This window comes from Collinsella sp. CLA-JM-H32 (genome assembly GCF_040098165.1).
GTDB lineage: Bacteria > Actinomycetota > Coriobacteriia > Coriobacteriales > Coriobacteriaceae > Collinsella.
The window spans coordinates 51,665-77,203 of the sequence record NZ_JBBNMZ010000006.1 but is presented as its reverse complement, the minus strand read 5'-3'; the positions used below and the strand labels follow the sequence as shown (position 1 = coordinate 77,203).

The following is a 25,539-nucleotide window of genomic DNA, read 5'->3' as shown; positions in this document are numbered from 1 at the left end:
CTGCTTCTGTGCTATAGTTCAGGCTTGTTTGTTAACGCGACATGTTCGTTTGTCGCCCAAGGAGGGTCAGTTATGTCCAAAGTTTGCGAAGTTTGCGGTAAGCACCCCGTTGCCGGTCGCTCCATCAGCCACTCTCACCGCGTCACCAACCGTAAGTTCCGCCCCAACATCCAGCGCGTCTACGTCGTCGTCGATGGTCACCGTCGCAAGATGAACGTTTGCTCCACCTGCCTCAAGTCTGGCAAGGTTGCGCGCTCCTAAATAAGGTCTTACCAACAAGTACCTCGGACTCTCCGGGTCAAAGACCTCGCGTTCACATAGAACTTACCAAAGGCGCCCTCCCCTACGGAGGGCGCCTTTTTGCACTCATTTAGGACAGACTTATATGAGGGTTTGCAGATGTCAAAGGGATCATAGCGCAGCTGGTATGCCTTGTAACTAACGGTACGCCTCGAGCGAGTCGGACGCACCTTACACGGGATTGAAATGGATGTAATCGAGTAGCTGCACCGCCTGTGTGTCCAACTCAACCGCGACCCGCGAATAGCGATTATCAAACAGATGTCCCGTTTTCCCATTGAAATACTCATGAGAGTCTGTACCCAATGAGCGGGGCGATGCAGCAGGCAGATAGTTTAGGTTAAAACGATTCATTTTATTGAAGCGTTTTAGTGTGCCTTTTAGAGGAATCTTACCGTTCGCCGAATAATTTCTTGCTATCATGCAAGGCGTAGGGTAAATCTCCGATCGCAAGGAGACACAAATGGTGAAAAAGTCACCGGAAAACACTACTCCCGCAATTGTGGACAACGTAGAGGCGCTTGAGGCTAAGCTCGCTCAGATGCGAGAGGCCCAGGCGCTTTTTGCTACGTACACGCAGGAGCAGGTCGACAAGATCTTCTATGAGGCCGCCATGGCCGCCAACAAGGCTCGTATCCCGTTGGCGAAGTTGGCCATCGAGGAGACCGGCCGCGGCGTTCTTGAGGACAAGGTCATCAAGAACCACTACGCCGCAGAGTACATCTACAACGCTTACAAGAACACCAAGACCTGTGGTGTCCTGGAGCGCGACGAGGCTTACGGCATCACCAAGATCGCCGAGCCCATCGGCATCGTGGGCGCCGTCATCCCGACGACCAACCCCACCTCCACCGCGATCTTCAAGACGCTGATCTGCCTGAAGACCCGCAACGCCATCATCATCTCCCCGCACCCGGCAGCCGCCAAGTGCACCATCGCCGCCGCCAAGCTCGTGCTTGACGCCGCCGTCAAGGCCGGCGCCCCCGAGGGCATCATCGGCTGGGTCGATGTCCCCTCCATCGAGCTGACCAACATGGTCATGCGCGACGTCGACATCATCCTCGCCACCGGTGGCCCGGGCATGGTCAAGGCCGCTTACTCCTCGGGCAAGCCCGCCCTGGGCGTTGGCGCCGGTAACACCCCGGTCGTCATCGACGACACCGCCGACGTGCTGCTCGCCGTCAACTCCATCATCCACTCCAAGACCTTCGACAACGGCATGATCTGCGCTTCCGAGCAGTCCGTGACTGTCATCGACAGCATCTATGACCAGGTTAAGGCCGAGTTCCAGAAGCGCGGCTGCTACTTCGTCAAGCAGGGTGCCGAAATGGAGGCCCTGCGTGCCGCCATGTTCAAGAACGGCGCTCTCGATCACCGCATCCCCGGCATGGCCGCTGCCAAGATCGCCGAGCTCGCCGGCATCGAGGTTCCCGCCAAGACCAAGATCCTGATCGCCGAGGTCACCTCCACCGACCCCGCCAAGGAGGAGTTCTCCCACGAGAAGCTCTCCCCGGTCCTGGCCATGTACCACGCCAAGGACTTCCAGGAGGCCGTCGACAAGGCCGAGCACCTGGTGCTCGCCGGTGGCCCGGGCCACACCGCCTCTCTGTACGTGTACCCCGCCCAGGCCGAGAAGATCAGCCTGTTCGAGCACGTCATGAAGGCCTGCCGTATCGTCATCAACACCCCGTCCTCGCACGGCGGCATCGGTGACCTGTACAACTTTGGCATGAAGCCGTCTCTGACCCTGGGCTGCGGCTCCTGGGGCGGCAACTCCGTCTCCGAGAACGTTGGGGTGAAGCACTTGATCAACGTTAAGACTGTGGCCGAGCGCCGTGAGAACATGCTGTGGTTCCGCGCTCCCGAGAAGGTCTACTTCAAGAAGGGTTCCACGCCCGTCGCCCTCGACGAGCTGGGCAACGTCATGGGCAAGAAGCGCGCCTTCATCGTCACCGACCAGTTCCTCTTCAAGAATGGCAACACCCGCGCCATCGAGGCCAAGCTCGACGAGATGGGCATCGCCCACGACTGCTTCTACGACGTCGAGCCCGATCCGTCGCTGCAGTGCGCACGTCGCGGCGCCAAGCAGATGGCTCTCTTTGAGCCGGACGTCATCATCGCCGTCGGCGGTGGCTCCGCTATGGACGCCGGCAAGATCATGTGGATGATGTACGAGCACCCCGAGTGCAAGTTTGAGGACATGGCCATGGACTTCATGGACATCCGCAAGCGTATCTTCACCTTCCCCGAGATGGGCAAGAAGGCCTACTTCGTCGCCGTCCCGACCTCCTCGGGTACCGGCTCCGAGTGCACGCCGTTCGCCATCATCACCGACAAGGAGACCGGCATCAAGTGGCCGCTCGCCGACTACGCGCTGCTCCCCAACATGGCTATCGTCGACGCCGACAACTGCATGACCGCCCCGCGCGGCCTGACCGCTGCCTCCGGCATCGACGTCATGACCCACGCCATCGAGTCCTACGTCTCCATCATGGCTTCCGACTACACCAAGGGCCTCTCCGAGCGCGCTGCCAAGCTCGTCTTCGAGAACCTGCCCTCCAGCTTCACGAACGGCGCCAAGGACCCGCACGCCCGCGAGGAGATGCACAACGCCTCCTGCATGGCCGGTATGGCCTTCGCCAACGCCTTCCTGGGCCTCAACCACTCCATGGCCCACAAGCTCGGCGCTTTCCATCACCTGCCCCACGGCCTCGCAAACGCTGTCATCCTGACCCGCGTCATGCGCTACAACGCCGCCGAGGCTCCCGTCAAGATGGGTACCTTCTCCCAGTATCCTTACCCCAACGCGCTGCACAACTACGCCGAGATGGCCAAGTACTGCGGCATCGAGGGCAAGGACGACAAGGAGGTCTTCGAGAACTTCATCACGAAGCTCGAAGAGCTCAAGGACTTCATCGGCGTCAAGAAGACCATCGCTGACTACGGTGTTGACGAGCAGTACTTCCTCGACACCCTCGACGAAATGACCGAGCAGGCATTCAACGACCAGTGCACCGGCGCCAACCCGCGCTACCCGCTCATGAGCGAGATCAAGGAGCTCTACCTGGACGCCTACTACGGCCGCGAGCCCCAGGATTACGCCGTCTGCTAGTTTTAGCACGGTTTTTAACGGCGGGGGTGCACGGGTGTTTCACACACCCCCGCCGTCGCTTCTATCGCATCGTTGAAAGGATGCAACCATGCTGCTACCCGATTCCAAGACCGAGCTCGTCCGCCGTGGCAACAAGGTCGTTTACGACCTGGGCGACAAGATTGTCAAGGTCTTTAACGAGACCAAGCCTGTCTCCGACGTGTTCAACGAGGCTTTGAATCTTGCCCGCATCAATGAGTGCGGCATCCGCAGCCCCAAGGCGCTCGAGGTTTCCCAGCTCGAGAACGCCAACGGCTGGGCGCTCGTGACCGAGAAGGTTCCGGGCACCACCCTTGCCGAGAAGATGACTGCCGAGCCCCAGCGCTTTGGTGAGTACCTCGAGATGTTCGTCGACCTCCAGATCGAGATCCACGGCTACACCTCCCCGCTGCTCAACCGTCAGCGTGACAAGTACGCCCGCATGATCGACAGCCTTGATCAGCTCAATGCCACCACGCGCTACAACCTTCAGGAGCGTCTGGACGGCATGACCAAGGAGTTCAAGGTCTGCCACGGCGACTTCAACCCCTCCAACGTCATCGTCGGCGACGACGGCCAGCTCTATGTGTGCGACTGGGCACACGCCACCCAGGGCTCCCCTGCTGCCGACGTTGCCACCACCTACCTGCTCTTTGCCCTCAACAGCAAGGATCAGGCTGAGGCCTACCTGGAGCTCTACTGCGACCGTGCCGACATGCCCATGCAGGTCGTGCGTCAGTGGACGAGCATCGTCGCCGCTTCCGAGCTCGCTCGTAAGCGCAACGTGAACGATGAGTTCCTGAAGAACTGGATCGACGTCGTCGATTATCAGTAATATCTGAGCGATTTATTTCGCATCGGAGGCACAATGGAAAACCCCGCAGCTCGCATTGGCTGTGGGGTTTTCCTTTTAGATATCGAGGATGCTACAAGATAATAGGACGGCCCCGCATCTCCCCGATTGGAGAAATGCGGGGCCGTCCCACATATCGAACTACAAGCGAAATCGTCGATTAACGGCGGGCTGCCTTAACAAGCTCGGCAACCTTGGCAACGACCTCGTCGATCGCCACGTCCTCGCGCTCGCCCGTAGCACGGTCCTTGAGCTCCACAGTACCATTCTTGAGGCCACGCTTACCCAGAACGACCTGATACGGGAAACCCATAAGGTCGTTATCGGCAAACTTAAAGCCGGGACGCTCGTCGCGGTCGTCGACGACGACCTCGATGCCCTCGGCACACAGGCCATCAACGATCTGCTCGCAGACGGTAGCGCACTCCTCCTTCTTGGGATCGAGCGGAATCACCGCGACCTCGTACGGGGCAACGGAGACCGGCCAGACGATGCCGTGCTCGTCGTTGTGCTGCTCCACGACGGCAGCAAGCGAGCGGGACACGCCCACGCCGTAGCAACCCATGATGAGCGGCTTCTCTTTGCCGTCCTCGTCCATAAAGGTGGCACCCATGGCCTCGGAATACTTGGTGCCCAGCTGGAAGACCTGGGAGACCTCGATGCCGCGAGCAGCAGAGAGCGGCTTGCCGCAGTGCGGGCAGGGATCGCCGGCAACGACGGTGACCAGGTCGGCCCACTCGTCGACGGTAAAGTCGCGTTCGGGACAGGCCCCGGTAAAGTGATAATCGACCTCGTTGGCACCGCAGGCCCACTGCTTGGACTCGCGCAGGCTCTCGTCGCACACCAGACGGATGCCCTCGGGCAGGTTGACCGGTCCGATAAAGCCCTTGTGCAGGCCGTTCGCCTGAAGCTCCTCGTCGGTCATCATGCGATAGCCCTTGCCAAAGACATGCTCGGCCTTGCAGTCATTGAGCTCGTGGTCGCCCGGGACAATGGCCACGACCGGCTTGCCCTCAGCGTCGATGAGTGCCAGCGACTTTCGCGTACCGTTCTCGGGGAAGCCGAAGAACTTTGCAACGGCCTCGATGGTGCCCATACCCGGAGTCTCAACCTTGGTAAGCGTACCATCGCCGGGGCCCTCGGTCACAACGACCTTGGTGCTTGCAGCCTCGTCATCGGCAGCAAAGCCGCAATCGTCGCAGTAGACCAGCGAAGCCTCGCCGGCGTCGGCCAGAGCCATGTACTCGACGGAAGTGTCGCCGCCGATCTCGCCGGAGTCGGCGACAACGGGCAGAGCCTTGATGTAGCAGCGCTCGCAAATGTTGGCATAGGCCTGCTTCATCTTGTCGTACTCCTCCTGCAGGCTCTCCTGCGTGGCGGAGAAGCTATAGGCGTCCTTCATGATGAACTCGCGGCCGCGCATCAGGCCAAAGCGGGGACGGAACTCGTCGCGGAACTTATCCTGGATGTGGTACAGGTTAACGGGCAGCTGTTTGTAGGAGCGCAGCTCGTTGCGCACCAGGGCCGTGACGGTCTCCTCGTGCGTGGGGCCCAGGACGAACTCGCGACCATGACGATCGTCAAAGCGCACAAGCTCCTTGCCATAGGCATCGATACGACCGGACTCACGCCACAGCTCGGCATCGACCATGATGGGCATCATGAGCTCCTGGGCGCCGGCGGCGTCCATCTCGTCGCGCACGATGTTCTCGATCTTGCGGATCGAGCGCCATGCGAGCGGCAGATAAGAATACAGACCGGCGGCCTCCTTGCGGATCATGCCGGCACGGAGCAGCAGGCGGTGGCTGGCGAGCTCAGCGTCCGCCGGATCCTCTTTAAGCGTCGGCGCATAGAGCTTAGACATATACATTGCTCGAGTCATTTACTTCTCCTCAATAAGTTTGTCGACCTCGGCCATCAGCGCGTCGACAATTTGATCCTCAGCTACTTTACCAATGATCTGGCCATGCGAAAAGAGCAGGCCCTGACCTCGTCCGCAGGCAACGCCCAAGTCGGCGTCAGAGGCCTCGCCGGGGCCATTGACCGCGCATCCCATAACGGCGATCGAAAGCGGCGCGGAGTAGTTCTTAAGCCGCTCGGTGACCTCCTCGGCGATGGGAATGAGGTTAACCTGGCAGCGGGCGCACGTGGGGCACGAGACAATCTCGGGACCACGGCGACGCAGGCCCAGCGACTGCAAAATTCCCCAGGCGACCGGCGGCTCCTCAACCGGATCGGCCGTGAGAGAGACGCGCATGGTGTCACCGATACCCTCAGACAGCAGAATACCAAGGCCCACCGAGCTCTTAATGGTGCCCTGAAGCTTGGTACCCGCCTCGGTTACGCCCAGGTGAAGCGGAACGTGGGGAATCTCACGCGACAGGGCTCGATAGGTATCGAGCGTCGTTTGCACGCTATGGGCCTTGGCCGAAAGCACAATGTTCGTAAAGCCGCGGTCCTCAAAGTGCTTGACGAAGCGCTCGCTCGACATCACGAGCTTTTCGGGCTGCGTAAGGTCGTCGCGCTCGGCGATATCCTGCTCAAGCGAACCGGCATTGACGCCGATACGAATCGCGCACCCAGCGGCGCCCGCGGCATCGATCGCGGCATCGACCTTGGCCCAATCGCCAATGTTGCCGGGATTGATGCGGAGCTTGGCAGCACCGGCCTCCACAGCGCCAATGGCCAGCTTGTGGTTAAAGTGAATATCGGCGACGATCGGCACCGGAGACTCAGCACAGATGGTGCGGAAACCCTCAAGCGCGGCCTCGGTGGGCACGCTCACGCGCACGATATCGCAGCCAGCCTGCACCAACGCGCACACTTGCGCAAGCGTTGCCTGGGCATCAGAGGTATCGGTGCAGGTCATGGACTGAACCACGACCGGAGCGCCACCACCGATCTGCACGCCACCTACATGCACGGGGCGCGTCAACTCGCGAGGCAAAGGATGGGATAAAGACAATCCAAACACTCCCCTACAGAATAAATCGAAGGATGTCGGAACGAAGCATATAGACAAACAGCAGCACAAAGAGCGCGATGCCCACATAGCTCACAATCGTCTGGACCTTGAGCGGAAGCTCGCGGCCAGCAATCTTTTGAATGATCTCGATGACCAGCTTGCCGCCATCGAGTGGTGGGATGGGCAGCAGGTTCATAAAGCCAAGCGAGAACGAAATGAGGGCGGCAAACGAAAGGAACGTGGCAGGGCCGGCAGCAGCAGCCTGTGAGGACATAACGCTAATGCCCACGATCGAAGAAGACTGATCGAGAATCTCCATCGTATGCTGCGGCTGGAGCAGGCGCATCACGCCCTCCGCTGTCTGCACGACATAGGAGAACGAAAGTCGAGCCGACGTGATGGGGTCTAAACGGACCACCTGCGTAGAGGCATACACACCTAGGCGCTCGTCCTTTTTGAGCGCAACCGAGGTCGAATGCTGCTTGCCGTCGCGCTCATACTCAATGGCGATATCGTCCTTACCGGCGGCCTTGCCGATGGCATCGTAAACGTCCATCCAGGTAGAGCACGATACTCCGTCAACCGAAAGGATCGCATCGCCGCCCTCGATACCCGCCTTGGCGGCAATAGACCCCTCGTCAACCTGACCGATCACGTTGGTATCCATCGGCACGGTGACACCCGCAATGGAATAGATACTCATAAGGAGCAAAAAGCCCGTCAAGATATTGACAATAATACCCGCGAGCAGCATAAAGGCGCGCTTGAGAAAGCCCTGGCCAAGATAGGTGTGCGAACGTTCTTGCGCAAGGAACTCGGCCTCGCCGCACGGCAGCTCCCACACATCGCCCTCGGCAGTTGAATGTTCGCGATCGAACCGGCGGCCGTCAAAGGTGGTGTAGCCCGCCGCGTCTCGCGGCAGCGTCTGATACTTGGTGGGATAGTAGCTCGGCGAGGGCTTCTCCCCTTCCTCATACCAAGGTGCGATAGAGCCCCAACCCAAGAGCAAGGCGCATGCCTCGAGCACATCCTCCTCGGAAAGCTCAAGCTCGACAGCAAGGTCGGCCACGGTCACGCGACCATGACGATAGATAGCCGCGAGCACGCGGTCGGCACACGAGACGTCGGTCGGATCCATACCGCAAATGGCAGCGTAGCCACCCAGCAGCAGCGGGGTCACGCCAAACTTGGTTCCAATGCGACGCGACGTGTAATGGATGTCAAAGCGGCACGGCAGGCCCAAAAAGAACTCGGTCACACGGACGCCGCAGGCACGCGCCGCCAAAAAGTGGCCGCCCTCGTGCAAAAACACGAGGGCGGAAAGCATCAGCAGGCCCCAAAAGACCGATGAGAGAACGCTCAGAACAGTATCCATAAAACGAAAAAGCAATCCTTATGGTTAGGAACGGGTTGCGGCGAGCACCTGCGCAGCCTTTTCACGCGCCCACGCATCGATATCGTGAAGTTGCTCAAACGAATCGACCGCCTGCACATCGTGGGCATCCATGCAGGATTCCACAATGCGATCGATATCGGTAAAGCTGCAGCCATCGCGCAGGAAGGCATCGACGGCGACCTCGTTGGCGGCATTGAGCACGCACGGCATGGTGCCACCCGTCTTGCCGGCACGCTCGGCCAGTGCCAGACAGCGGAAGGTATCCATGTCGGCAGCATCAAACGTGAGCTGCCCCAACTCGCGAAAATCGATACGAGGCGCCGGAGTATCCCAACGCTCGGGATACGAGAACGCGAACTGGATGGGAATACGCATGTCGGAAGCACCGAGATGCGCCATCACGGAGCCGTCGGAGAACTCGACCATAGAGTGAATCTTGGACTGACGCTGCACGACCACGTTAATGAAATCGAGGTCGCAGTTAAACAGATGCATGGCCTCAATGCGCTCCAGGCCCTTGTTCATGAGGGTGGCGGAGTCGATGGTGATCTTGGCGCCCATGGCCCACGTGGGATGTGCGAGGGCATCGGCACGCGTCACGCGGTCGAGCTCGTCGCGCGTGCGGCCAAAAAACGGACCGCCCGAGCAGGTGAGCCAAATACAATGAGCCTCGCGTGGGTTCTCCCCCAGATAGCACTGGAAGATGGCGGAGTGCTCAGAGTCGACTGGAATAAGCTGGCCCGGTTGCGCCAACGGCATAAGCAAGTCGCCACCGACGACGAGGGACTCCTTGTTGGCAAGGGCAAGGCGCTTATTTGAGGTCAAGGCCGCATGGCTCGCCTCGAGACCGGCGGCACCCACAATAGCGACGAGTACGCAGTCGACATCGTCGCGACGCGCGAGCTCGCAAACCGCCTGCGCGCCAACGCCGAGCTTCGTTCCCTCGGGCAACTCCTGCAGCACGGCGTCATCGCCATGAGCGACATCGGCCACGGCAACCGCCGAAACCGAGAACTCGCGGGCAGCGGCAACAAGCTCGGAGGTACTGGAGTTAACGGACAGCGCCGTCACCTGCAGGCGATCGGCATGCTGGCGGCACACATCGAGCGCCTGGGTGCCGATGGAGCCCGTACAACCCAGGATGGCAACACGGAGGCGTCCATCGGGGCCATACGTCGTCTGGAATGACATTACAGCACGCCTCCGATCATCAGCATCAGCTGCGCGGTGATGCAGCCGAAGATAAGCGAATCGCTACGATCGAGCATGCCGCCGTGGCCCGGGATAAGGTTGCCGGAATCTTTGACGCCCACACCGCGCTTGATGCGCGACTCGATAAGGTCGCCGATAACGCCCAGAATGGACACGACCACGCCGCACAGCAGCGCATAGGGCAGGCTGAGCTTGAAGAAATGCGTCGCCCACAGGATGAGCCAAATCAAAACCGAGCCCAGGATGCCGCCAACAAACCCCTCCCAGCTCTTTTTGGGAGAGATCTTGGGAACCATCTTGTGTTTGCCGATACGGCTACCCACGATATAGGCAAACGAATCGGAGACCCAAAGGGACGCACAAACACCCACCGAAAGCAGGGCGCCGGCAAAACCGGGCACGGCATCGCGCAGCAGCACGATAGCCGACAGCATAAAACCGGTGTAGATGGGACCCATGAGTGTCACGGCAACATCGGATATGCGGGTACGCGGCGACCAGACATACCAAATGCCCACAGCGAGCATCAGGGCAAAAAGCAGGGCATTCAGCAGCATCGAATCGCCCAACGCCGACAGCGGAAAGAGCACGGCGGCAGCGATACCCATGCGCTCGTTAGCCATCTTGCCATCGAGCCTTGTCATACGGAAAAACTCATAGCAGCACAGACCGCTCATGACGGAAACAAAGATGGCCGTGGGCACGATACCCAAAACCAGGCACAGGATAAAGACAACGGCGTAGACGATACCGGCGGCGGCACGGGTAATAAAGCCCGCCAGCCACGAACCGGTGCCGCTCTTCACTGCAGGCGCTCCCGCAGTGGCAGCTTTGCGCGCAGGCGTCTTGGGAGCAGATGCCTTGGGACGATCGGACACGATTAAGCCTCCTCGGTCTTGCTCAGTCCACCAAACCTACGGTCACGGCCCTGATAGGCCAAAATGGCGTCGACAAGGCCCCAACGATCAAAGTCGGGCCAATAGGTATCGGTGACGTAGAATTCGGAATAAGCCACCTGCCACAGAAGATAGTTCGAAAGGCGCAGCTCACCAGAAGTGCGAATCACAAGCTCAGGATCGGGAAGGCCGGCGGTATAGAGGTGGGAAGCCACCATGTCGTCATCAATTGCGCCAGGATCGATCTTACCGGCGGCAGCGTCGAGTGCGATCTGACGGACAGCGCGGGTAATCTCGGCACGCGCGCCGTAGTTGACGGCAAGCGCCAGCGTCATGCCGGTGTGATTGGCGCACTCGGCAAGACCGCGTTCAAAAACGTCGCGGGTCTTCTTGGGCAGCGCGGAAATGTCACCCAAAAAGACAACGCGCACGTTTTCACGCTTCAGAAGCGGCAGCTCGTCGATAAACGTCTTGGCAAACAGGTGCATCAAGACGTTGACCTCATGCTGCGGGCGGTTCCAGTTTTCGGTAGAAAACGCATAGGCCGAAAGCACGTCGACGCCCAGACGCACGCAGGCGGTAATAATCTCACGAAGGGAGACGATACCCGCCTTGTGGCCCTCGGTGCGTGCAAGACCGCGCGATGTGGCCCAACGACCATTGCCGTCCATGATGCACGAGATATGGTGCGGAATGTTATTGAGGTCAAGGTCGGAAAAACCGACGCCCGCAGGGGCGTCGGCAAAGTACTCGACCAGTTTATGCTCGTCGTATTGCACCTTAGATCTCCATGACCTCGGCTTCTTTTTCCTTCAGAAGCTCCTCGACCTTGGCGACATACTCATCGGTGTGCTTCTGGACCTTGGCCTGCTCGCGACGGACATCGTCCTCGGTGAGCTCCTCATCGCGCTCAAGCTTGTTGTTGAAGTCGCGACGGATGTTACGGATAGACACCTTGGCCTGCTCGGCGTACTCGCGGCACTCCTTGACGAGCTCGCGACGGCGCTCCTCGGTGGGAGCCGGGAACGGCAGACGAACGACGGTGCCATCGGAGTTGGGGGTAATACCCAGATCGGAAGCGCCGATGGCCTTGACGATAGCGTTGATGAGTGCCTTGTCCCACGGCTCGATGAGCAGCATGTGGGCCTCGGGGGTCTTGACGGCGGCAACCTGCGTGACCGGCGTGGGAACACCGTAATAATCGACGGTGATGTCGGACAGAATGTTGGCATTGGCGCGGCCGGTACGGACCTTGGAGAAGTTATGCTTGAGGGACTCGAGCGACTTGTCCATATGGGCGGTGATGTTCTCTGCCATGCTTAATCCTCCTGATAGACGAGCGTGCCGACGGGCTCACCCGCGAGCGCGCGCTTGACGGTGTCCTCGCCATCGATGTTGAGGACCAAAATCGGCATACGGTTGTCCTGGCACAGTGCCGTAGCCGTGGAATCCATAACCTGCAGACCGCGGACGAGAACCTCGTGATAGGTAATCTTGTCAAAGCGGACGGCATCGGCGCACTTGACAGGATCCTTGTCGTAGATACCGTCAACCTTGGTGGCTTTAATCAGAATCTCGGCACCGATCTCGCAGGCACGAAGAGCCGCGGCGGTGTCGGTCGTAAAGTAAGGATTGCCCGAACCGGCGGCAAAAATAACGACGTTACCCTTGGAAAGGTGGTTGATGGCGCGACGGCGAATATAGGGCTCGCAGATCTCGTTCATCTGGATAGCGCTCATCACGCGGCAGGGAACATCGTTGTGCTCAAAGGCATCCTGCAGGGCGAGCGCATTCATAACGGTTGCAAGCATGCCCATGTAATCGGCCTGGGCGCGCTCCATACCACCGGCAGCGCCGGCCATGCCGCGGAAAATGTTGCCGCCGCCGACAACGACGCCGACCTCATGACCAACGGCGAGCAGCTCCTTGACCTGCTTGGCAAGATGATCAGTAATCTTGGGGTCGATACCATAGCGGCCGTCGCCCATCAGTGCTTCGCCGGAAAGCTTCAGAAGCACGCGTTTATATCGGATGTCGGACAAAGCGATCCTCCTTTAATTAGACTCTCAATATGATAGCAAAGGCTCTGATAAGAGCCATGAAAAAGCAGGCTGTGAGTAAAACCCACAGCCTGCTCATTACCAGCTACAAGAGCTTATTTACTCGCCACGGACCAGACGGTCGAAGGCAACGACGGTAATGGTATCGCCGAGCTCCTTGGAGACCTGCTCAGCGTACTTCTTGATGGTGAGGGAGCTGTCCTTGATGAACTCCTGCTCGGTGAGCACGGACTGCTTGTAGAACTTCTCCAGACGGCCAACAGCCATCTTCTCCTGAATGGCCTCGGGCTTGCCGGACTCGGCGGCCTGAGCCATGTAAATCTGCTTCTCGTGCTCGACGGTCTCAGCCGGAACCTGATCGCGGGTAGCGCAGATCGGGGCGACGGCGGCAACCTGAAGGGCGACGTCGTGAGCAAAGGTCTTGAAGGAGTCGGCCTGAGCGGTCTCGGCCTTCTCGAAAGCGAACTCGACGAGGACGCCGATCTTACCACCCATGTGGATGTAAGAAGCGAGGGCGCCGTTCTCGGCCTTGCGGGCGGCGAAACGAGAAATCTTCATGTTCTCGCCCATGATGTGAATCATCTCGGTGAGCTCAGAGGAAACGGTCTCCTCGCCCATCGGCTTCTCGAGCAGAGCGTCGACGTCAGCAGGCTCGGTGGTAGCGACAACCTCAGCGACCTTGGAAGCAAAGCCGGTGAACTTGGCGTTGGAGCCAACGAAGTCGGTCTCGCAGGAGAGCTCGAGCAGAGCGCCGGTCTTGCCATCCTCGGAGACGAACGCGGCGACAGCGCCCTCGTTGGTCTCACGGCCAGCCTTCTTGGCAGCCTTGGCAAGGCCGTTCTTACGCAGAACGTCGACAGCGGCGTCCATGTCGCCGTCAGCCTCGACGAGAGCCTTCTTGCACTCCATCATCGGGGAGTCGGTCATCTCGCGGAGCTGCTTGACCATAGCGGCGGTGATCTGGGCCATTGTGGTTCCTTTCAAAGAGATGAAAAAGAATTAACTAAGACTGATTTACTCGGCCTTGGGCTCAGCGGCCATCTCGGCCTCGGAGACCTGCTCCTTGCCGGAGCCAGCGAGGCAGGCGTCAGCCATGAGCTCGCACATAAGGGTGACAGCGGAGATAGCGTCATCGTTGCAGGGGATGCCGTACTCGACCTCGTCGGGATCGGAGTTGGTGTCGATCAGAGCGACGACGGGGATGTTCAGGCGCTGAGCCTCCTTGATGGCGTTCTCCTCGCGCTTGGTGTCGATGACGAAGAGAGCCTGGGGCAGACCCTTCATGTCGCGGGCGCCACCGAGGTTGGTCTGGAGCTTGGTGAGCTCCTTGCCGAGAACAGCCTGCTCCTTCTTGGGCAGAACAGCCATGCGGCCGTCCTCGACCATGGCCTCGAGCTCCTCCATGCGGTTGATGCGGGAGCGGATGGTGACGAAGTTGGTCAGCATACCTCCGAGCCAACGCTGGTTGATGTAAGGCATGTTGGCGCGCTCAGCAGCGTTCTTGACGGCCTCCTGAGCCTGCTTCTTGGTGCCGACGAACAGCACGTTGCCACCCTTGGCGACGTTCTTGACGAAGGTGTAGGCCTGGTCGGCGTCGAGGATGGTCTGCTTGAGGTCGAGGATGTAGATGCCGTTGCGCTCACCGAAGATGAACGGCTTCATCTTGGGGTTCCAGCGACGGGTCTGGTGACCGAAGTGGCAGCCGGCCTCGAGCAGGGTGCGGATATTAATCTTGGTAGCCATGTTAAACCTCCTGTGGTTTGCCTCCGCGCGGGGTCATCCTCCAAAACCAACCCGGACATGTGCTACCAAAGCCCGGGCACCACGGTATGAAGTAGCCGCGCGTGCGTGATAAAAACATGTTGCCGTGAAGCAACCCGATGAATGATAGCAGGAATGCATCTTCCTGCCAACCCGCAATCAAAACCACACACCTGAGTGCGGCGCGGGACGTCCCAGCCACTATTCGCCGCGGGGATGGGCTTGAGCCACGGCACGTTTGAGCCGGTCGGGTGTGAGATGCGTGTAAATCTGCGTCGTGGACAGGCTCGCATGGCCCAGCAGCTCTTGAACCGAGCGCAGGTCCGCACCGCCCTCAAGCAAGTCGGTCGCAAAGGTATGGCGCATCGCATGCGGGGCAATGTCGGCCGGAATGCCGGCGAGCGTCGCCAGCATATGGAACCGCCGCCTGAGCATGGCGGCACTCATGCGATTGCCGCGCGCCGATATAAGCAGCGGATGCGGCCCGGTAGCGGGGTCACGGCGCTTTGCCTGAGCGAGCAACTCCGGCCTCCCCTCCTCAATATAGAGACGCGTCACCTCGAGCGCACGACGATACAGAGGGACGATACGCTCCTTGCTCCCCTTGCCCCAAAGTCGCAGCGTTCGCTCGGACCAACCAATAGACTCCACGTTGAGCGCCGCGAGCTCCGAGATTCGCGCGCCGGAGGCATAGAGCAACTCAAGCATCGCCGCATCGCGCAGTCCCGCGGGCGTCGAGGTATCAGGCATCTTGAGCAGCGCCTCAACCTGCTGGGTCGTAAGGACGCCCGGCAGGTCACGCGGCAGCTTGGGCGATGCGATCGCCGAGACCGCATCGCCCTCGACAATCCCCTCGGCAGCCATCCAGCGATAGAGAGATCGAATAGCCGACAGGTGCGCCGCAAGCGTTCGGGGAGCCACCTGCTCACGCGAAAGCTCGGCAAGATAGCGACGAATGGTGCGCACGTCGGCAGCGAAAGCATCGATATCCTCGCGCTCGCACCAGGCAGCGAAGCGCTCCAGTCTCGAGCCATAGGCCGTCACCGTGTTGGGAGAAAGTCCCTCGACGCGTGCGATATAGGCGATAAACGAGTCGACGGTGTCGTACAGGTCAAAGGCTATGACTGGTCGCCTCCAAACAAGTCGGAACGCGTGGCCAAGTAGGCATCGAGGGCCTCGAGCGCACGGTCTGCATAGGCCTGGTAGCGGTCGCGCTTGCTGCGGCGCTTACCATCCTCGAGTGGCGGCACCAGGCCAAAGTTGACATGCATGGGCTGATAGCCCACGGTGGCAGGATCGGTCGCATAGCCCACGAGCGCACCCAGGGCGCCCACACGCGGCAACTCGACGCCCGCGGCACCGATAGCCTCGGCATAAGTGTTAAGCGCCGCGAGCAGACCTGTCGCCACGGCTTCCATGTACCCCTCGGTGCCGGTGATCTGACCGGCCAGGCGCACACCGGTACCGGGCACGGCAAAGGTGCCATCGAGCACATGCGGGGCGTCGACAAAGGTATTGCGGTGCATGACACCGTAGCGGAAGAACTCAGCGTTCTCCAGGCCCGGCACCATATGGAAGACGCGCTTCTGCTCGCCAAAGGTCAGGTTGGTCTGGAAGCCCACCAGATTATAGGCGGTCTTCTCCTTGTTCTCGGCACGCAGCTGAATCGCCGCCCAGGGGCGACGTCCGGTACGCGGGTCGGTGAGGCCGACGGGCTTCATGGCGCCAAAGCGAATAGCATCCTTGCCGGTGCGTGCAACCTCCTCGGCAGGCTGGCAGGCCTGGAACAGATCGCCGCCCTCAAAATCCTTGAGCACCACGCGGTCGGCCGTGGTAAGCGCCTCGATAAAGGCCTCGTACTCCTCCTTATTGAGCGGAGCGTTGAGATAGTCGCCACTCCCCTGCTCCTCGTAGCGCGACTGCGAGAACAGCACGTCCATATCGAGCGTGGAGGCATCGACGATCGGCGCCGCCGCATCAAAGAATGCCAGGGCATCGCCACCGACGAGCTTCATAACCTCTTCACTCAGCGCCGGTGAACACAGCGGGCCCGCGGCAATGACCACGTGACCCTCGGGAATCTGCGTGACCTCGCCGTGCACGACCTCGATATTGGGACGGGCGGCAACCTCGGCCTCGACAAACTCGGAAAACTTGACGCGATCGACCGCCAAAGCGCCACCGGCGGGAACAGCCGCGCGATGGGCGCAGTCGAGCAGGACTGAACCCATGCGCTCAAGCTCGGCCTTCAGCAAACCAGCCGCGGAATCCGGACGGGCCGACTTAAACGAATTGGAGCAGACGAGCTCTGCCAGGTGATCGGTATGGTGAGCCGGGGAGCTCACCTGGGGGCGCATCTCGCACAGCTTTACGGCAAACCCGCGGTCTGCCAGCTGGATCGCGCATTCCGAACCCGCCAGACCGCCACCGATAACCGTCACCTGATCGAACTGCATCTGCAAACACCTTTCTAATTGACACGTTTTCCATTGTGACCGAAGGGCGTCTGGGCGTGAAGGGCAAACTTGGAGGGCGCATACCTTCCATCCATCATGCGCTCGATAAGGCCCTCGAGTTCAAGCGAACCCAAGAGTTTGAGTGCGCCGACAGCATCGAGTGAGACGAGCGCCGCGATGTCGTCGACCTTGAGCGGAGAGGCGATGAGCGCATGCATCACGGTCTGCTGTGTTGGATTCAGGTCGGCAATGCCGGGAGCATCGGGGCGCGAGTAGCGCAGGGTGCCGTATATGCGAGAGATAGCCATCTCGATGGACTCCTCGTCGACAATGCAGCAGGCACCGTTCGCAATGAGGTAATTCGTGCCACGCGACTCGGGCGATAGGATCGACCCCGGCACGGCAAGAAGTTCGCGCCCCAAATCCATAGCAGCCTCGGCTGTGGAAAACGTCCCGGAAGGCATACCCGCCTCGGATACAAAGAGGGCTTGCGACAAGGCCGCGATTACGCGATTGCGGCGCGGAAAGGCGAACTTGCGCGGACCCATGCCCCACGGAGAGATCGACACGACCGCGCCACCCGTATCAAGCGTGCGCGTAATAAGCCCCGCGCTCGAACGCGGGTAGACCACGTCGGCGCCCGTCCCCAGCACCACAACGTGTTTGCCGCCGGCGTTGACCGCAGCCCAACCCGAGGCCTGGTCACAACCAACCGCGCCGCCCGAAACTACCGTCACTCCCGCCTCGACCGCAACCTTTGCCGCAAGCTCTGCCACGGCAAGACCATACGGCGAGGCCTTGCGCGCGCCGATGATGGAGAGCGCGGGTGTCGAAAGCACCTCGGGATTGCCGCGCACATAAAGCGTCTGGGGTACATCAGAAAGCTCCAAAACGGTCTCGGGATACAACGCGTCACCTGGATGCAGCTCGAAGGTCCCCTCAGCCATCATTGGTCCCTCCTTCCCTGGTACATCGCCGCCTCGAGCACGTGGTCCTGCGTCACCTGCTCGCTCTCGGCGACATCTGCGATCGTGCGCGCAATGCGAACAAGGCGCACGATGCCACGCCCTGTGAGATGCGTGCGCTTCGACAGGCCGAGCACACACTTCTCCGCCGCATCATCGAGCTCAAAGGTCGAAACGACGCCGTCAATGGACCGAGTCTCGTCATCCTCGGCCTCGGCATCCGCATCGTCCATGCGGGATTCGCGCCAAGCGCGAAAGGCGCGACCGCGCACAACGTAGTCACGTAACTCGGCCGACGACATGCCCTCCGCACCCTCGATAATCACTTGAGGGTCGGGACGGGTCACATCGATCATCATGTCGATACGGTCGGCCAAAGGACCGCGCAGTTTAGACCGATAGCGCTCGACCATCGCCGCCGAGCAGCGACACGGCACCTCGCGATCGCCCAAAAAGCCGCAGGGGCAGGGATTGCTCGCAGCCAGCAGCTGAAAGCGCGACGGGAAGGTAAAAGCCCCGTCGACGCGTACGATCCTCACGTAGCCGCGCTCGATGGGCTGACGCAGCGTCTGCAGCACGCCAGTGGGAAACTCGGCAAGCTCGTCCAAAAAGAGCACGCCGCCATGAGCAAGGCTGATCTCACCCGGGTGCACCGGGCGCCCGCCGCCGATAAGGCCTGCGGTCGAAATACTGTGGTGGGGACTGCGGAAGGGGCGGTGCCCCGCCAACAAGCCATCAATGTTCTCACCCAAAACCGAATGGATGCACAGTGCCTCCTGCTGATCCTCAACGGAAAGCTCGGGCAGGATGCCGGTCATACGGCGTGCGAGCATCGTCTTGCCCGATCCCGGAGACCCGATCATGAGCAAGCCGAGTTCTCCTGCCGCCGCAAGCGCCATGCCGCGTTTAGCGACTTCCTGCCCCAGCACGTCTGCATAGTCGAGCTCGGGCTCAAAGGTCGCCTCGACACCCTCGGAATCCAAGTAGTGCCGTGCGGCATCGCCCATGCCGTGAGCAAGCTGAGACAGATGGTCGATAAAGCCGCAATCTACGCCCGCGAGTGGCACATGCTGGTCGGACCTGCCCGCGATAAAAGACAGCCCCATGTCGCGAGCCAATAGCTGAAACGCCACCTCGCCCTTGACGGGAAGCACCGTACCGTCCAGACCAAGCTCACCTGCGATAAGGCAGCGATCGAGGTTGTCACGGGGAATCTGCTCATCGGCCGCTAGAACCGCGATGGCGATGGGCAGGTCAAAGCCGCTACCGGTCTTGCGGATATCGCCGGGTGCCAGGTTAACGGTAATGCCCGAGCGCGGGATCTCGAACCCGGCGGAGCGCATCGCGCAGCGAATACGACCGCGTGACTCCATCACCTCCATACTCGGAATGCCGAGCATTTGGATGCCCGGAACGCCACCGGCAAGCGAGACCTCGACCGTGACGTGAATCGCCTCGACGCCGCGGATGCAGGCCGCGTGAACGGCAAACATCTCGAACGCCATCACGACACCTGCCAATCGAACGCGTTGTACTGATGCTCGATCTCGGCGATATGCCCGCCGCGGATGGTGACACCCACAGCATCGAAGCGAATCGCCTTGAGCGGATAATGCTCCATGAGATAGCAACTTGCGATGCGGCGGTAGCGGCGTTGCTTTTGGGCGTCCACGGCCTCCTCGGGAAAGACCCGCGTGGTGCAATCCAGCGAAACGCGTCTGGTCTTGACCTCGGCCATCACCACGACATCGTCGAGCTCATCGAGCAGCACCAGATCAGCCTCGCCCTCGGTGCAACGATAACCCTGCTCCAGCAAGGTGTAGCCGCGCTCGTTAAAGTAGTCGATGGTGATCAGCTCGCCCAGCATGCCCAGCTCGCGGGGACTGAGTCCCTTGATAAACTCGGGCGTCATCGCCCCGGAGTCGAGTTCGCCGTTTTCCCAACGCTCCTTGAGCTGCTGCGTCTTGCTCTTTTTGCTTGCGGCACTCATGGGGTCTCCTTTCCCGCACACTGCATTGCCCCGATGATGAGGGCACCTTTCATGCGGGTAAGTACCGGAAGCAAACCAAAAGCTGACCAAATGCCGTCAAAAAACGGGCCGTACGCAACAATGGTGTTGCATACGGCCCGCTACCAGCAGGTTTATAAAACCCCAGGGGTCCCTGTCTCCACAATTGACCTAGAAAAGGCGCTCAGTCTGCAGAAAGTTTCCGCAAAAGCTCACGCGGTGCAGCGGACAAAGTCCATGTTTGCGAATGGCCTCGATATGCTCGGGGCTTGCATAGCCCTTCGACTCGGCCAGATGGTACTCGGGGTACTCGGCGTCGTACTCGACCATCATCTCGTCACGCGTGACCTTGGCCATGATGGACGCCGCGGCGATACAGGCGATCTTGGCATCGCCTTTCACCACATCGCGCTCGTTAGGAACAGCGCCCAAGGGGTTGCCATCCATGAGGACGCAGTCGGGTTCAAGCCCCGTATCGGCCACGGCGCCCGTGACGGCAGCGCGAATGGCGCGAGCCATGCCCATCTCATCGATATCCTTAGGCGCGATATGGCAAAAACCGATCGCCGTCGCCACCTCGGCAATCTTCACAGAGAGCAACTCGCGGCGCGCGGGCGTGAGCTTTTTGGAATCGTTGATGCCCCAGACGCGCGGCTCCATGGGAAGGCACACGGCACACACCGTCAGGGGACCGGCCACCGATCCGCGACCCACCTCGTCGACACCAACGACCACCCCATCGCCGCCAAGCTCATGCATAAGCTCGTACATGTCATTGACGCGCTCGCGCTCGGCAAGCTCTTTGGCATGGCGTTTGAGGGCGCGTTCACAAGCCTTGATCACCTGCCGGCGCGGGTCCTCGCGATAATGCTCCACGAGGGAGGGAATCTCCTCAAACGTGGCGCTCGCCAACTCACCGGCAACCTGCGATGCCGAAACCGAGCTCGTCATGTTGGCCATACCCGGCCCTCCTTGCATGCAAATCAGATAAAAAGAAGGGCCACCCGAAGGTGACCCTTGTGTCCAAACGAGTGGACAGACGCTGCGATCTTCTTAGCGCTTCTCAGGGATGCGAGCAGCCTTGCCCACCTTGTCGCGGAGGTAGTACAGCTTGGCGCGACGGACGCGACCATGACGAACGACCTCGAGCTTGGCGATCTTGGGGCTGTGAAGCGGGAAGGTACGCTCAACACCGACACCGAAGGACATCTTGCGGACGGTGAAGGTCTCGCGGGCACCGGCGCCGGCCATGCGGATGACGTCGCCCTGGAAGACCTGGATACGCTCGCGGTCGCCTTCCTTAATGCGGTAGTGAACCTTGACGTTGTCGGCGACGCGAACCTGAGGAATGTCCTCGCGGATCTGCTGACGCTCGATTGCGCGGATGTAATCCATGTGCAATTCCTTACTCTTCTAGAGGTGCCGTACCACCTTGGCCGGCACGTAGTTGAACAAACGTATTCGAGTATACACGCGCGGGTTTCTGCTGCAAGAACAATTTTTTACGCAGACAAAAAGACAAAACCAGCACATGATAACCGCCCGCCTCACGAAATGAGACGGGCGGCATGAAGGGGGCTACGCTAGGCGTCTGAACCCAAAACGTTACGCGGAGCGCTTCGCCTCGAGCTTGGCCTGGGCGGCAGCCAGGCGTGCGAGGGGCACGCGGTAGGGCGAGCAGGACACGTAGTCCACGTCGGCCACGTTAAACAGGCCCTTGATGGACTTGGGGTCGCCGCCGTGCTCGCCGCACACACCAAAGTGCATTTCGGGGTTGGTGGCTCGGCCCTTCTCGACAGCCATGCGCACGAGCTCCAGCACCGCCGAGTCGATGGTCTCGAAGGGATTGTCCTTCAAGATCTTCTTATGCATGTACAGCGGGATGAACTTAGCCTCGGCGTCGTCACGCGAGAAACCGAAGGTCGTCTGGGTGAGGTCGTTGGTGCCAAAGCAGAAGAAGTCTGCGTGATGGGCGATCTCGTCAGCGACCATGCAGGCGCGCGGCAGCTCGAGCATCGTGCCCACGGGAATATTGAGCTCGACGCCCTCTTCGTCAGAAACCTCGGCGATCACGCGTTCGATAACCTCGCGGGTCTGGACATGCTCGGCCGTGATGGAAACGAGCGGAACCATGATCTCGGGGCGCGGATCGACGCCTTCCTTGATAAGACGGGCAGCAGCCGTGGCAACGGCGCGAACCTGCATGAGCGGCAGATCGCTAAAGACGACGGACAGGCGCACACCGCGTAGGCCGAGCATCGGGTTGGACTCGACCATGCCGTCGATACGACGCAGGCGGGCGCGCAGGACGGCAAGCTCTTTCTCGCTGGCGCCAGCGGCTTCCTTCTTGGTGATGGCGACCTCGAGCTCGCGAGGATTATCCAGGAACTCATGAAGCGGCGGATCGAGCAGGCGGACGACCACATCGCGACCGGACATGGTCTTGAACATCGCCAGGAAGTCCTCGGTCTGAACCTTGAGCAGGTCGGCCAGGGCCTGCTGCTTCACGGCCTCATCGTCAGACAGGATAAAGCTCTGGATGATGTTCTTGCGGTCGCCCAGGAACATGTGCTCGGTGCGGCACAGGCCGATGGCCTCGGCGCCAAACTCGAGCGCAAGCTCGGCATCCTCGGGATTGTCGGCGTTGACGCGCACATGGTTGGCATGGCCGCCGGTCTCGTCCAGGCGAATCTCGTCGGCCCAGGACAGGATGGTGTCCAGGTCGCCGGTGAGCTCGGCGGAGACTAGGTCAACGGCGCCGTCAACGACGATACCCTGGGTGCCGTCGATGGAGATGACATCGCCCTCGCGCAGCACGCGGTCACTGCCCTCGATACGCACGACCTTCTCAGCAGCGTCGATGTGGAAGCGCTCAACGCCGCAGACGCAGGGCGTACCCATGCCGCGAGCGATAACGGCGGCATGGCTCGTCTTTCCTCCGTGGCTGGTCAGAATGCCCTCGGCGGCAACCATACCCTTCAGGTCGTCGGGGTTGGTCTCCCAACGAACCAGAATGACCTTGTGGCCCTCGTTGGCGCGCGCGACGGCGTCATCACTCGAGAACACAACCTCACCCACGGCGGCACCGGGGCTGGCGTTCAGACCGCTGGCCAGCGCCTCGTACCTCTTGGAAGCGTCAAACTGCGGGTGCAGGAGCTGGTCGAGTTGCGCGGGATCGATACGGCTCACGGCCTCTTCGCGGGTGATCAGGCCTTCCTCGACCATTTCGATGGCGATGCGCAGGGCGGCGGTGGCAGTTCGTTTACCCACGCGTGTCTGGAGCATCCAGAGCTTGCCCTGCTCGATGGTGAACTCGATATCGCACATATCGCGGTAATGGTCCTCGAGCGTCAGGAACACGCGCTCGAGCTCCTCACCTGCAGACTCGAGGCCCGGGGTGGTCTTGAGGTCGGCAATGGGCTCGGTGTTGCGGATGCCGGCGACGACGTCCTCGCCCTGGGCATTAACCAAAAAGTCACCGTAGAACTCTTTGGTGCCGTCGGCCGGATTACGCGTAAAGGCGACGCCCGTCGCAGAGGTCTCGCCCTTGTTGCCAAAGGCCATAGCCTGCACGTTGACGGCGGTGCCGAGCTCGTCGGAGATACCATGCTGCTTGCGGTAGATGCAGGCACGCTCGTTCATCCAGCTGCCAAAGACGGCCTGGATTGCAAGGCGTAGCTGAAGCTCCGGGTCGTGCGGGAAAACGGGCTTGCCATCGGCGACCTCGAGCTCGGGATACAGGAAGGCATCGACGTTCTCGGAGAAGATGCCCTTAAAGGTCTCGACGAGCTCCTGCAGATCCTCGGCCGAAAGCTCGGAGTCGACGCGGACGCCGGCGACCAGGCGTGCCTGGGTCAGCGCGTTCTCGAACAGGTCGGCGTCAACGCCCATAACGACGTTGGAGAACATCTGAATAAAGCGGCGGTAGCTATCCCAAGCAAAACGCGGATTTTGCGTCTGGGCGATGAGCCCCTGAACGGAGTCGTCGTTGAGGCCCAGGTTGAGGACCGTATCCATCATGCCGGGCATGGAGAACGGAGCGCCCGAGCGAACCGACACGAGCAGCGGGTCGGAGGCGTCACCGAGCTTCTTGCCGCAGCGGGCCTCGAGGTCCGCCTCGGCGGCAACGATCTCATCGAGCGCGCCTTCGGGCCAGACGTTGCCGGCACCGGAGTACTCGACACAGGTCTGGCAGGTAATGGTAAAACCACCGGGAACCGGCAGGCCGATGCGGCTCATCTCGGCAAGGTTTGCGCCCTTGCCGCCAAGCACGAAGTTCATGGACTTGTCGCCCTCGGTGACACAGGTGCCCTGGGCATCGGTTCCAAAACGGTAAACCCTCTTGCAATCGCTCACGATACTTCCCCTTCCATGCGCTTACGCACACGACCGTGGTAACGAATCGACCCGCCGGTTACGGGCCGTGAGGGAACTATACGGCGGGCTTTATGCCGACATGAGAAGAGGATGCGCGGTTTGGTAAACGAGGTGAATATGGCGGTAAACGGTAGGTAAAGGTGGTTACCTTATGAAGATACCACTGCAAGAAAATTGCAGGTCAAATGCAAGTTTGTTGCTAAATCGCTTTACCAATATCGTGCATTATTTTTAGGTAGTCTTTTTGAGACGGTGCATTTTTAGCTACCGAAATGAGTTAACTTTGCCGGGCTCGGCGGGCGGCGCGGCGGGCGCGGGCTTCTTGGATTTCCTCCAAGTGGCTAATGATCTCGGCAGCGCTTTCCTCGATGGCCTTGCCGTCGGTACGCACCACAAAGCAGCCTAGGCGCTTCATGAGGGCACGAGCTTCCTCGAGCTCGCTGCGCACGCTCTCGGGCTCGGCATAGGAGCCGGCAACGGCACGGGCGTAGTCATCGCCCAAGCGGCTATCGCGAATCTCGGAAATAACGTCGACGGTCGAAATCAGGCCAAACAAACGCATCGGGTCGACCTCGTAAATTGACTTGGGCGGCTCCATGCCATGGGCCAACGGAACATTGGCAACCTTGTAACCTTGAAAGGCCAAAAACATCGACAGCGGCGTCTTGGACGTGCGCGATACGCCCAGCAGCACGATATCGGCACCCGACAGATCGTCGCAGCCGCGCCCGTCATCGTGCTCAACGAAATACTCCATGGCCTCGATACGATGGAAATAGCGGTCATCGGTCCTGTGAATCACGCCCGCGACGCCTTTGGGCGGCACACCGATGAGCGACGATAGCACGGCGAGCGTCGGACCGATCAGGTCGACCGAACGGATATGCAGCATGCCCAGGTAATCGAGCACGCGGGCGCGAAGCGCCGGATCGACAATGGTGTGAAACACGGCAATATCGCGATGGTCGGCATCGACGCGCGGGCCCACAAACGACTCCACCTGCTCCACCGAGGTCACCTTGGGCAGGCGCAACAAACGAAAAGCCCCTTCATCAAATTGCCCGGACGCCGCAAGCACCACCTCACAAGCGGTATCGCCGAGCGAGTCGGAGATAACGATAACGGTGGGACGAGCGGTGACCGGGCAATCCATGCGGGGC

Annotated in this window: 22 protein-coding genes; 3 read left to right on the top strand and 19 right to left on the bottom strand. The window is 60.5% G+C overall.

Annotated elements, in window-relative coordinates:
* The first annotated feature begins 72 nt into the window (after positions 1–72).
* The 3 genes from rpmB to AAA021_RS05080 all read left to right on the top strand — a co-directional run bounded on the left by rpmB (position 73) and on the right by AAA021_RS05080 (position 4,265).
* Entirely contained in the window at positions 73–261 is a 189-nt protein-coding gene (gene rpmB, locus AAA021_RS05090; RefSeq protein ID WP_022094725.1) for a 50S ribosomal protein L28, read from the top strand.
* Between the two features lie 502 nt (positions 262–763).
* Positions 764–3,412 carry a bifunctional acetaldehyde-CoA/alcohol dehydrogenase gene (gene adhE, locus AAA021_RS05085; RefSeq protein ID WP_349088270.1) on the top strand — a complete coding sequence of 883 codons (2,649 nt, stop codon included), beginning with the start codon at positions 764–766 and terminating at the stop codon, positions 3,410–3,412.
* A gap of 88 nt (positions 3,413–3,500) precedes the next feature.
* Complete coding sequence (locus AAA021_RS05080; RefSeq protein ID WP_035138543.1) at positions 3,501–4,265, top strand: aminoglycoside phosphotransferase family protein; 765 nt, start codon at positions 3,501–3,503, stop codon at positions 4,263–4,265.
* Between the two features lie 178 nt (positions 4,266–4,443).
* Here the strand turns inward: AAA021_RS05080 and AAA021_RS05075 are convergent, their stop codons facing one another.
* From AAA021_RS05075 to AAA021_RS04985, 19 genes are all read right to left on the bottom strand, one after another.
* A complete protein-coding gene (locus AAA021_RS05075) occupies positions 4,444–6,165 on the bottom strand; it encodes a proline--tRNA ligase (RefSeq protein WP_349088269.1) in 1,722 nt (573 codons plus the stop codon).
* Positions 6,166–7,248 (bottom strand): flavodoxin-dependent (E)-4-hydroxy-3-methylbut-2-enyl-diphosphate synthase, encoded by a 1,083-nt coding sequence (ispG, locus tag AAA021_RS05070; RefSeq protein ID WP_349088268.1) that lies wholly within the window; start codon positions 7,246–7,248, stop codon positions 6,166–6,168.
* 13 nt (positions 7,249–7,261) lie between these two features.
* Positions 7,262–8,623, bottom strand: a complete 1,362-nt coding sequence (locus AAA021_RS05065; RefSeq protein WP_349088267.1) for a M50 family metallopeptidase — start codon at positions 8,621–8,623, stop codon at positions 7,262–7,264.
* A gap of 24 nt (positions 8,624–8,647) precedes the next feature.
* Complete coding sequence (gene dxr / locus AAA021_RS05060; protein WP_349088266.1) at positions 8,648–9,835, bottom strand: 1-deoxy-D-xylulose-5-phosphate reductoisomerase; 1,188 nt, start codon at positions 9,833–9,835, stop codon at positions 8,648–8,650.
* Positions 9,835–10,734 (bottom strand): phosphatidate cytidylyltransferase, encoded by a 900-nt coding sequence (locus AAA021_RS05055; RefSeq protein WP_349088265.1) that lies wholly within the window; start codon positions 10,732–10,734, stop codon positions 9,835–9,837. The genes dxr and AAA021_RS05055 overlap by 1 nt, the downstream gene beginning before the upstream one ends.
* Positions 10,735–10,736: 2 nt before the next feature.
* Positions 10,737–11,531, bottom strand: coding sequence for an isoprenyl transferase (locus tag AAA021_RS05050; protein ID WP_055309876.1), 795 nt, complete (start codon positions 11,529–11,531; stop codon positions 10,737–10,739).
* 1 nt (position 11,532) lies between these two features.
* Positions 11,533–12,069, bottom strand: coding sequence for a ribosome recycling factor (gene frr / locus AAA021_RS05045; protein WP_006236112.1), 537 nt, complete (start codon positions 12,067–12,069; stop codon positions 11,533–11,535).
* Between the two features lie 2 nt (positions 12,070–12,071).
* Positions 12,072–12,794 (bottom strand): UMP kinase, encoded by a 723-nt coding sequence (pyrH, locus tag AAA021_RS05040; RefSeq protein ID WP_349088264.1) that lies wholly within the window; start codon positions 12,792–12,794, stop codon positions 12,072–12,074.
* 117 nt (positions 12,795–12,911) lie between these two features.
* Positions 12,912–13,781 (bottom strand): translation elongation factor Ts, encoded by an 870-nt coding sequence (gene tsf, locus AAA021_RS05035; RefSeq protein WP_055285136.1) that lies wholly within the window; start codon positions 13,779–13,781, stop codon positions 12,912–12,914.
* 45 nt (positions 13,782–13,826) lie between these two features.
* Positions 13,827–14,555, bottom strand: coding sequence for a 30S ribosomal protein S2 (gene rpsB / locus AAA021_RS05030; RefSeq protein ID WP_006236109.1), 729 nt, complete (start codon positions 14,553–14,555; stop codon positions 13,827–13,829).
* Between the two features lie 219 nt (positions 14,556–14,774).
* On the bottom strand, positions 14,775–15,683 hold the full coding sequence (locus AAA021_RS05025) for a tyrosine recombinase (protein ID WP_349088304.1): 909 nt from the start codon (positions 15,681–15,683) through the stop codon (positions 14,775–14,777).
* Between the two features lie 8 nt (positions 15,684–15,691).
* Complete coding sequence (gene trmFO, locus AAA021_RS05020; protein ID WP_349088263.1) at positions 15,692–17,029, bottom strand: methylenetetrahydrofolate--tRNA-(uracil(54)-C(5))-methyltransferase (FADH(2)-oxidizing) TrmFO; 1,338 nt, start codon at positions 17,027–17,029, stop codon at positions 15,692–15,694.
* Positions 17,030–17,043: 14 nt separating this feature from the next.
* A complete protein-coding gene (locus AAA021_RS05015; RefSeq protein WP_349088262.1) occupies positions 17,044–17,976 on the bottom strand; it encodes a DNA-processing protein DprA in 933 nt (310 codons plus the stop codon).
* Entirely contained in the window at positions 17,976–19,499 is a 1,524-nt protein-coding gene (locus tag AAA021_RS05010) for a YifB family Mg chelatase-like AAA ATPase (protein ID WP_349088261.1), read from the bottom strand. Before AAA021_RS05010 ends, AAA021_RS05015 begins: the two co-directional genes overlap by 1 nt.
* A complete protein-coding gene (locus AAA021_RS05005; RefSeq protein WP_055250020.1) occupies positions 19,499–19,984 on the bottom strand; it encodes a YraN family protein in 486 nt (161 codons plus the stop codon). Before AAA021_RS05005 ends, AAA021_RS05010 begins: the two co-directional genes overlap by 1 nt.
* Before the next feature lie 189 nt (positions 19,985–20,173).
* On the bottom strand, positions 20,174–20,962 hold the full coding sequence (locus AAA021_RS05000) for a ribonuclease HII (RefSeq protein ID WP_349088260.1): 789 nt from the start codon (positions 20,960–20,962) through the stop codon (positions 20,174–20,176).
* Between the two features lie 93 nt (positions 20,963–21,055).
* Positions 21,056–21,397, bottom strand: a complete 342-nt coding sequence (gene rplS, locus AAA021_RS04995; protein WP_006236098.1) for a 50S ribosomal protein L19 — start codon at positions 21,395–21,397, stop codon at positions 21,056–21,058.
* Positions 21,398–21,607: 210 nt separating this feature from the next.
* On the bottom strand, positions 21,608–24,358 hold the full coding sequence (ppdK, locus tag AAA021_RS04990; protein ID WP_349088259.1) for a pyruvate, phosphate dikinase: 2,751 nt from the start codon (positions 24,356–24,358) through the stop codon (positions 21,608–21,610).
* A 298-nt stretch (positions 24,359–24,656) separates the two neighbouring features.
* On the bottom strand, positions 24,657–25,532 hold the full coding sequence (locus tag AAA021_RS04985; RefSeq protein WP_349088258.1) for a pyruvate, water dikinase regulatory protein: 876 nt from the start codon (positions 25,530–25,532) through the stop codon (positions 24,657–24,659).
* Positions 25,533–25,539: the final 7 nt, after the last annotated feature.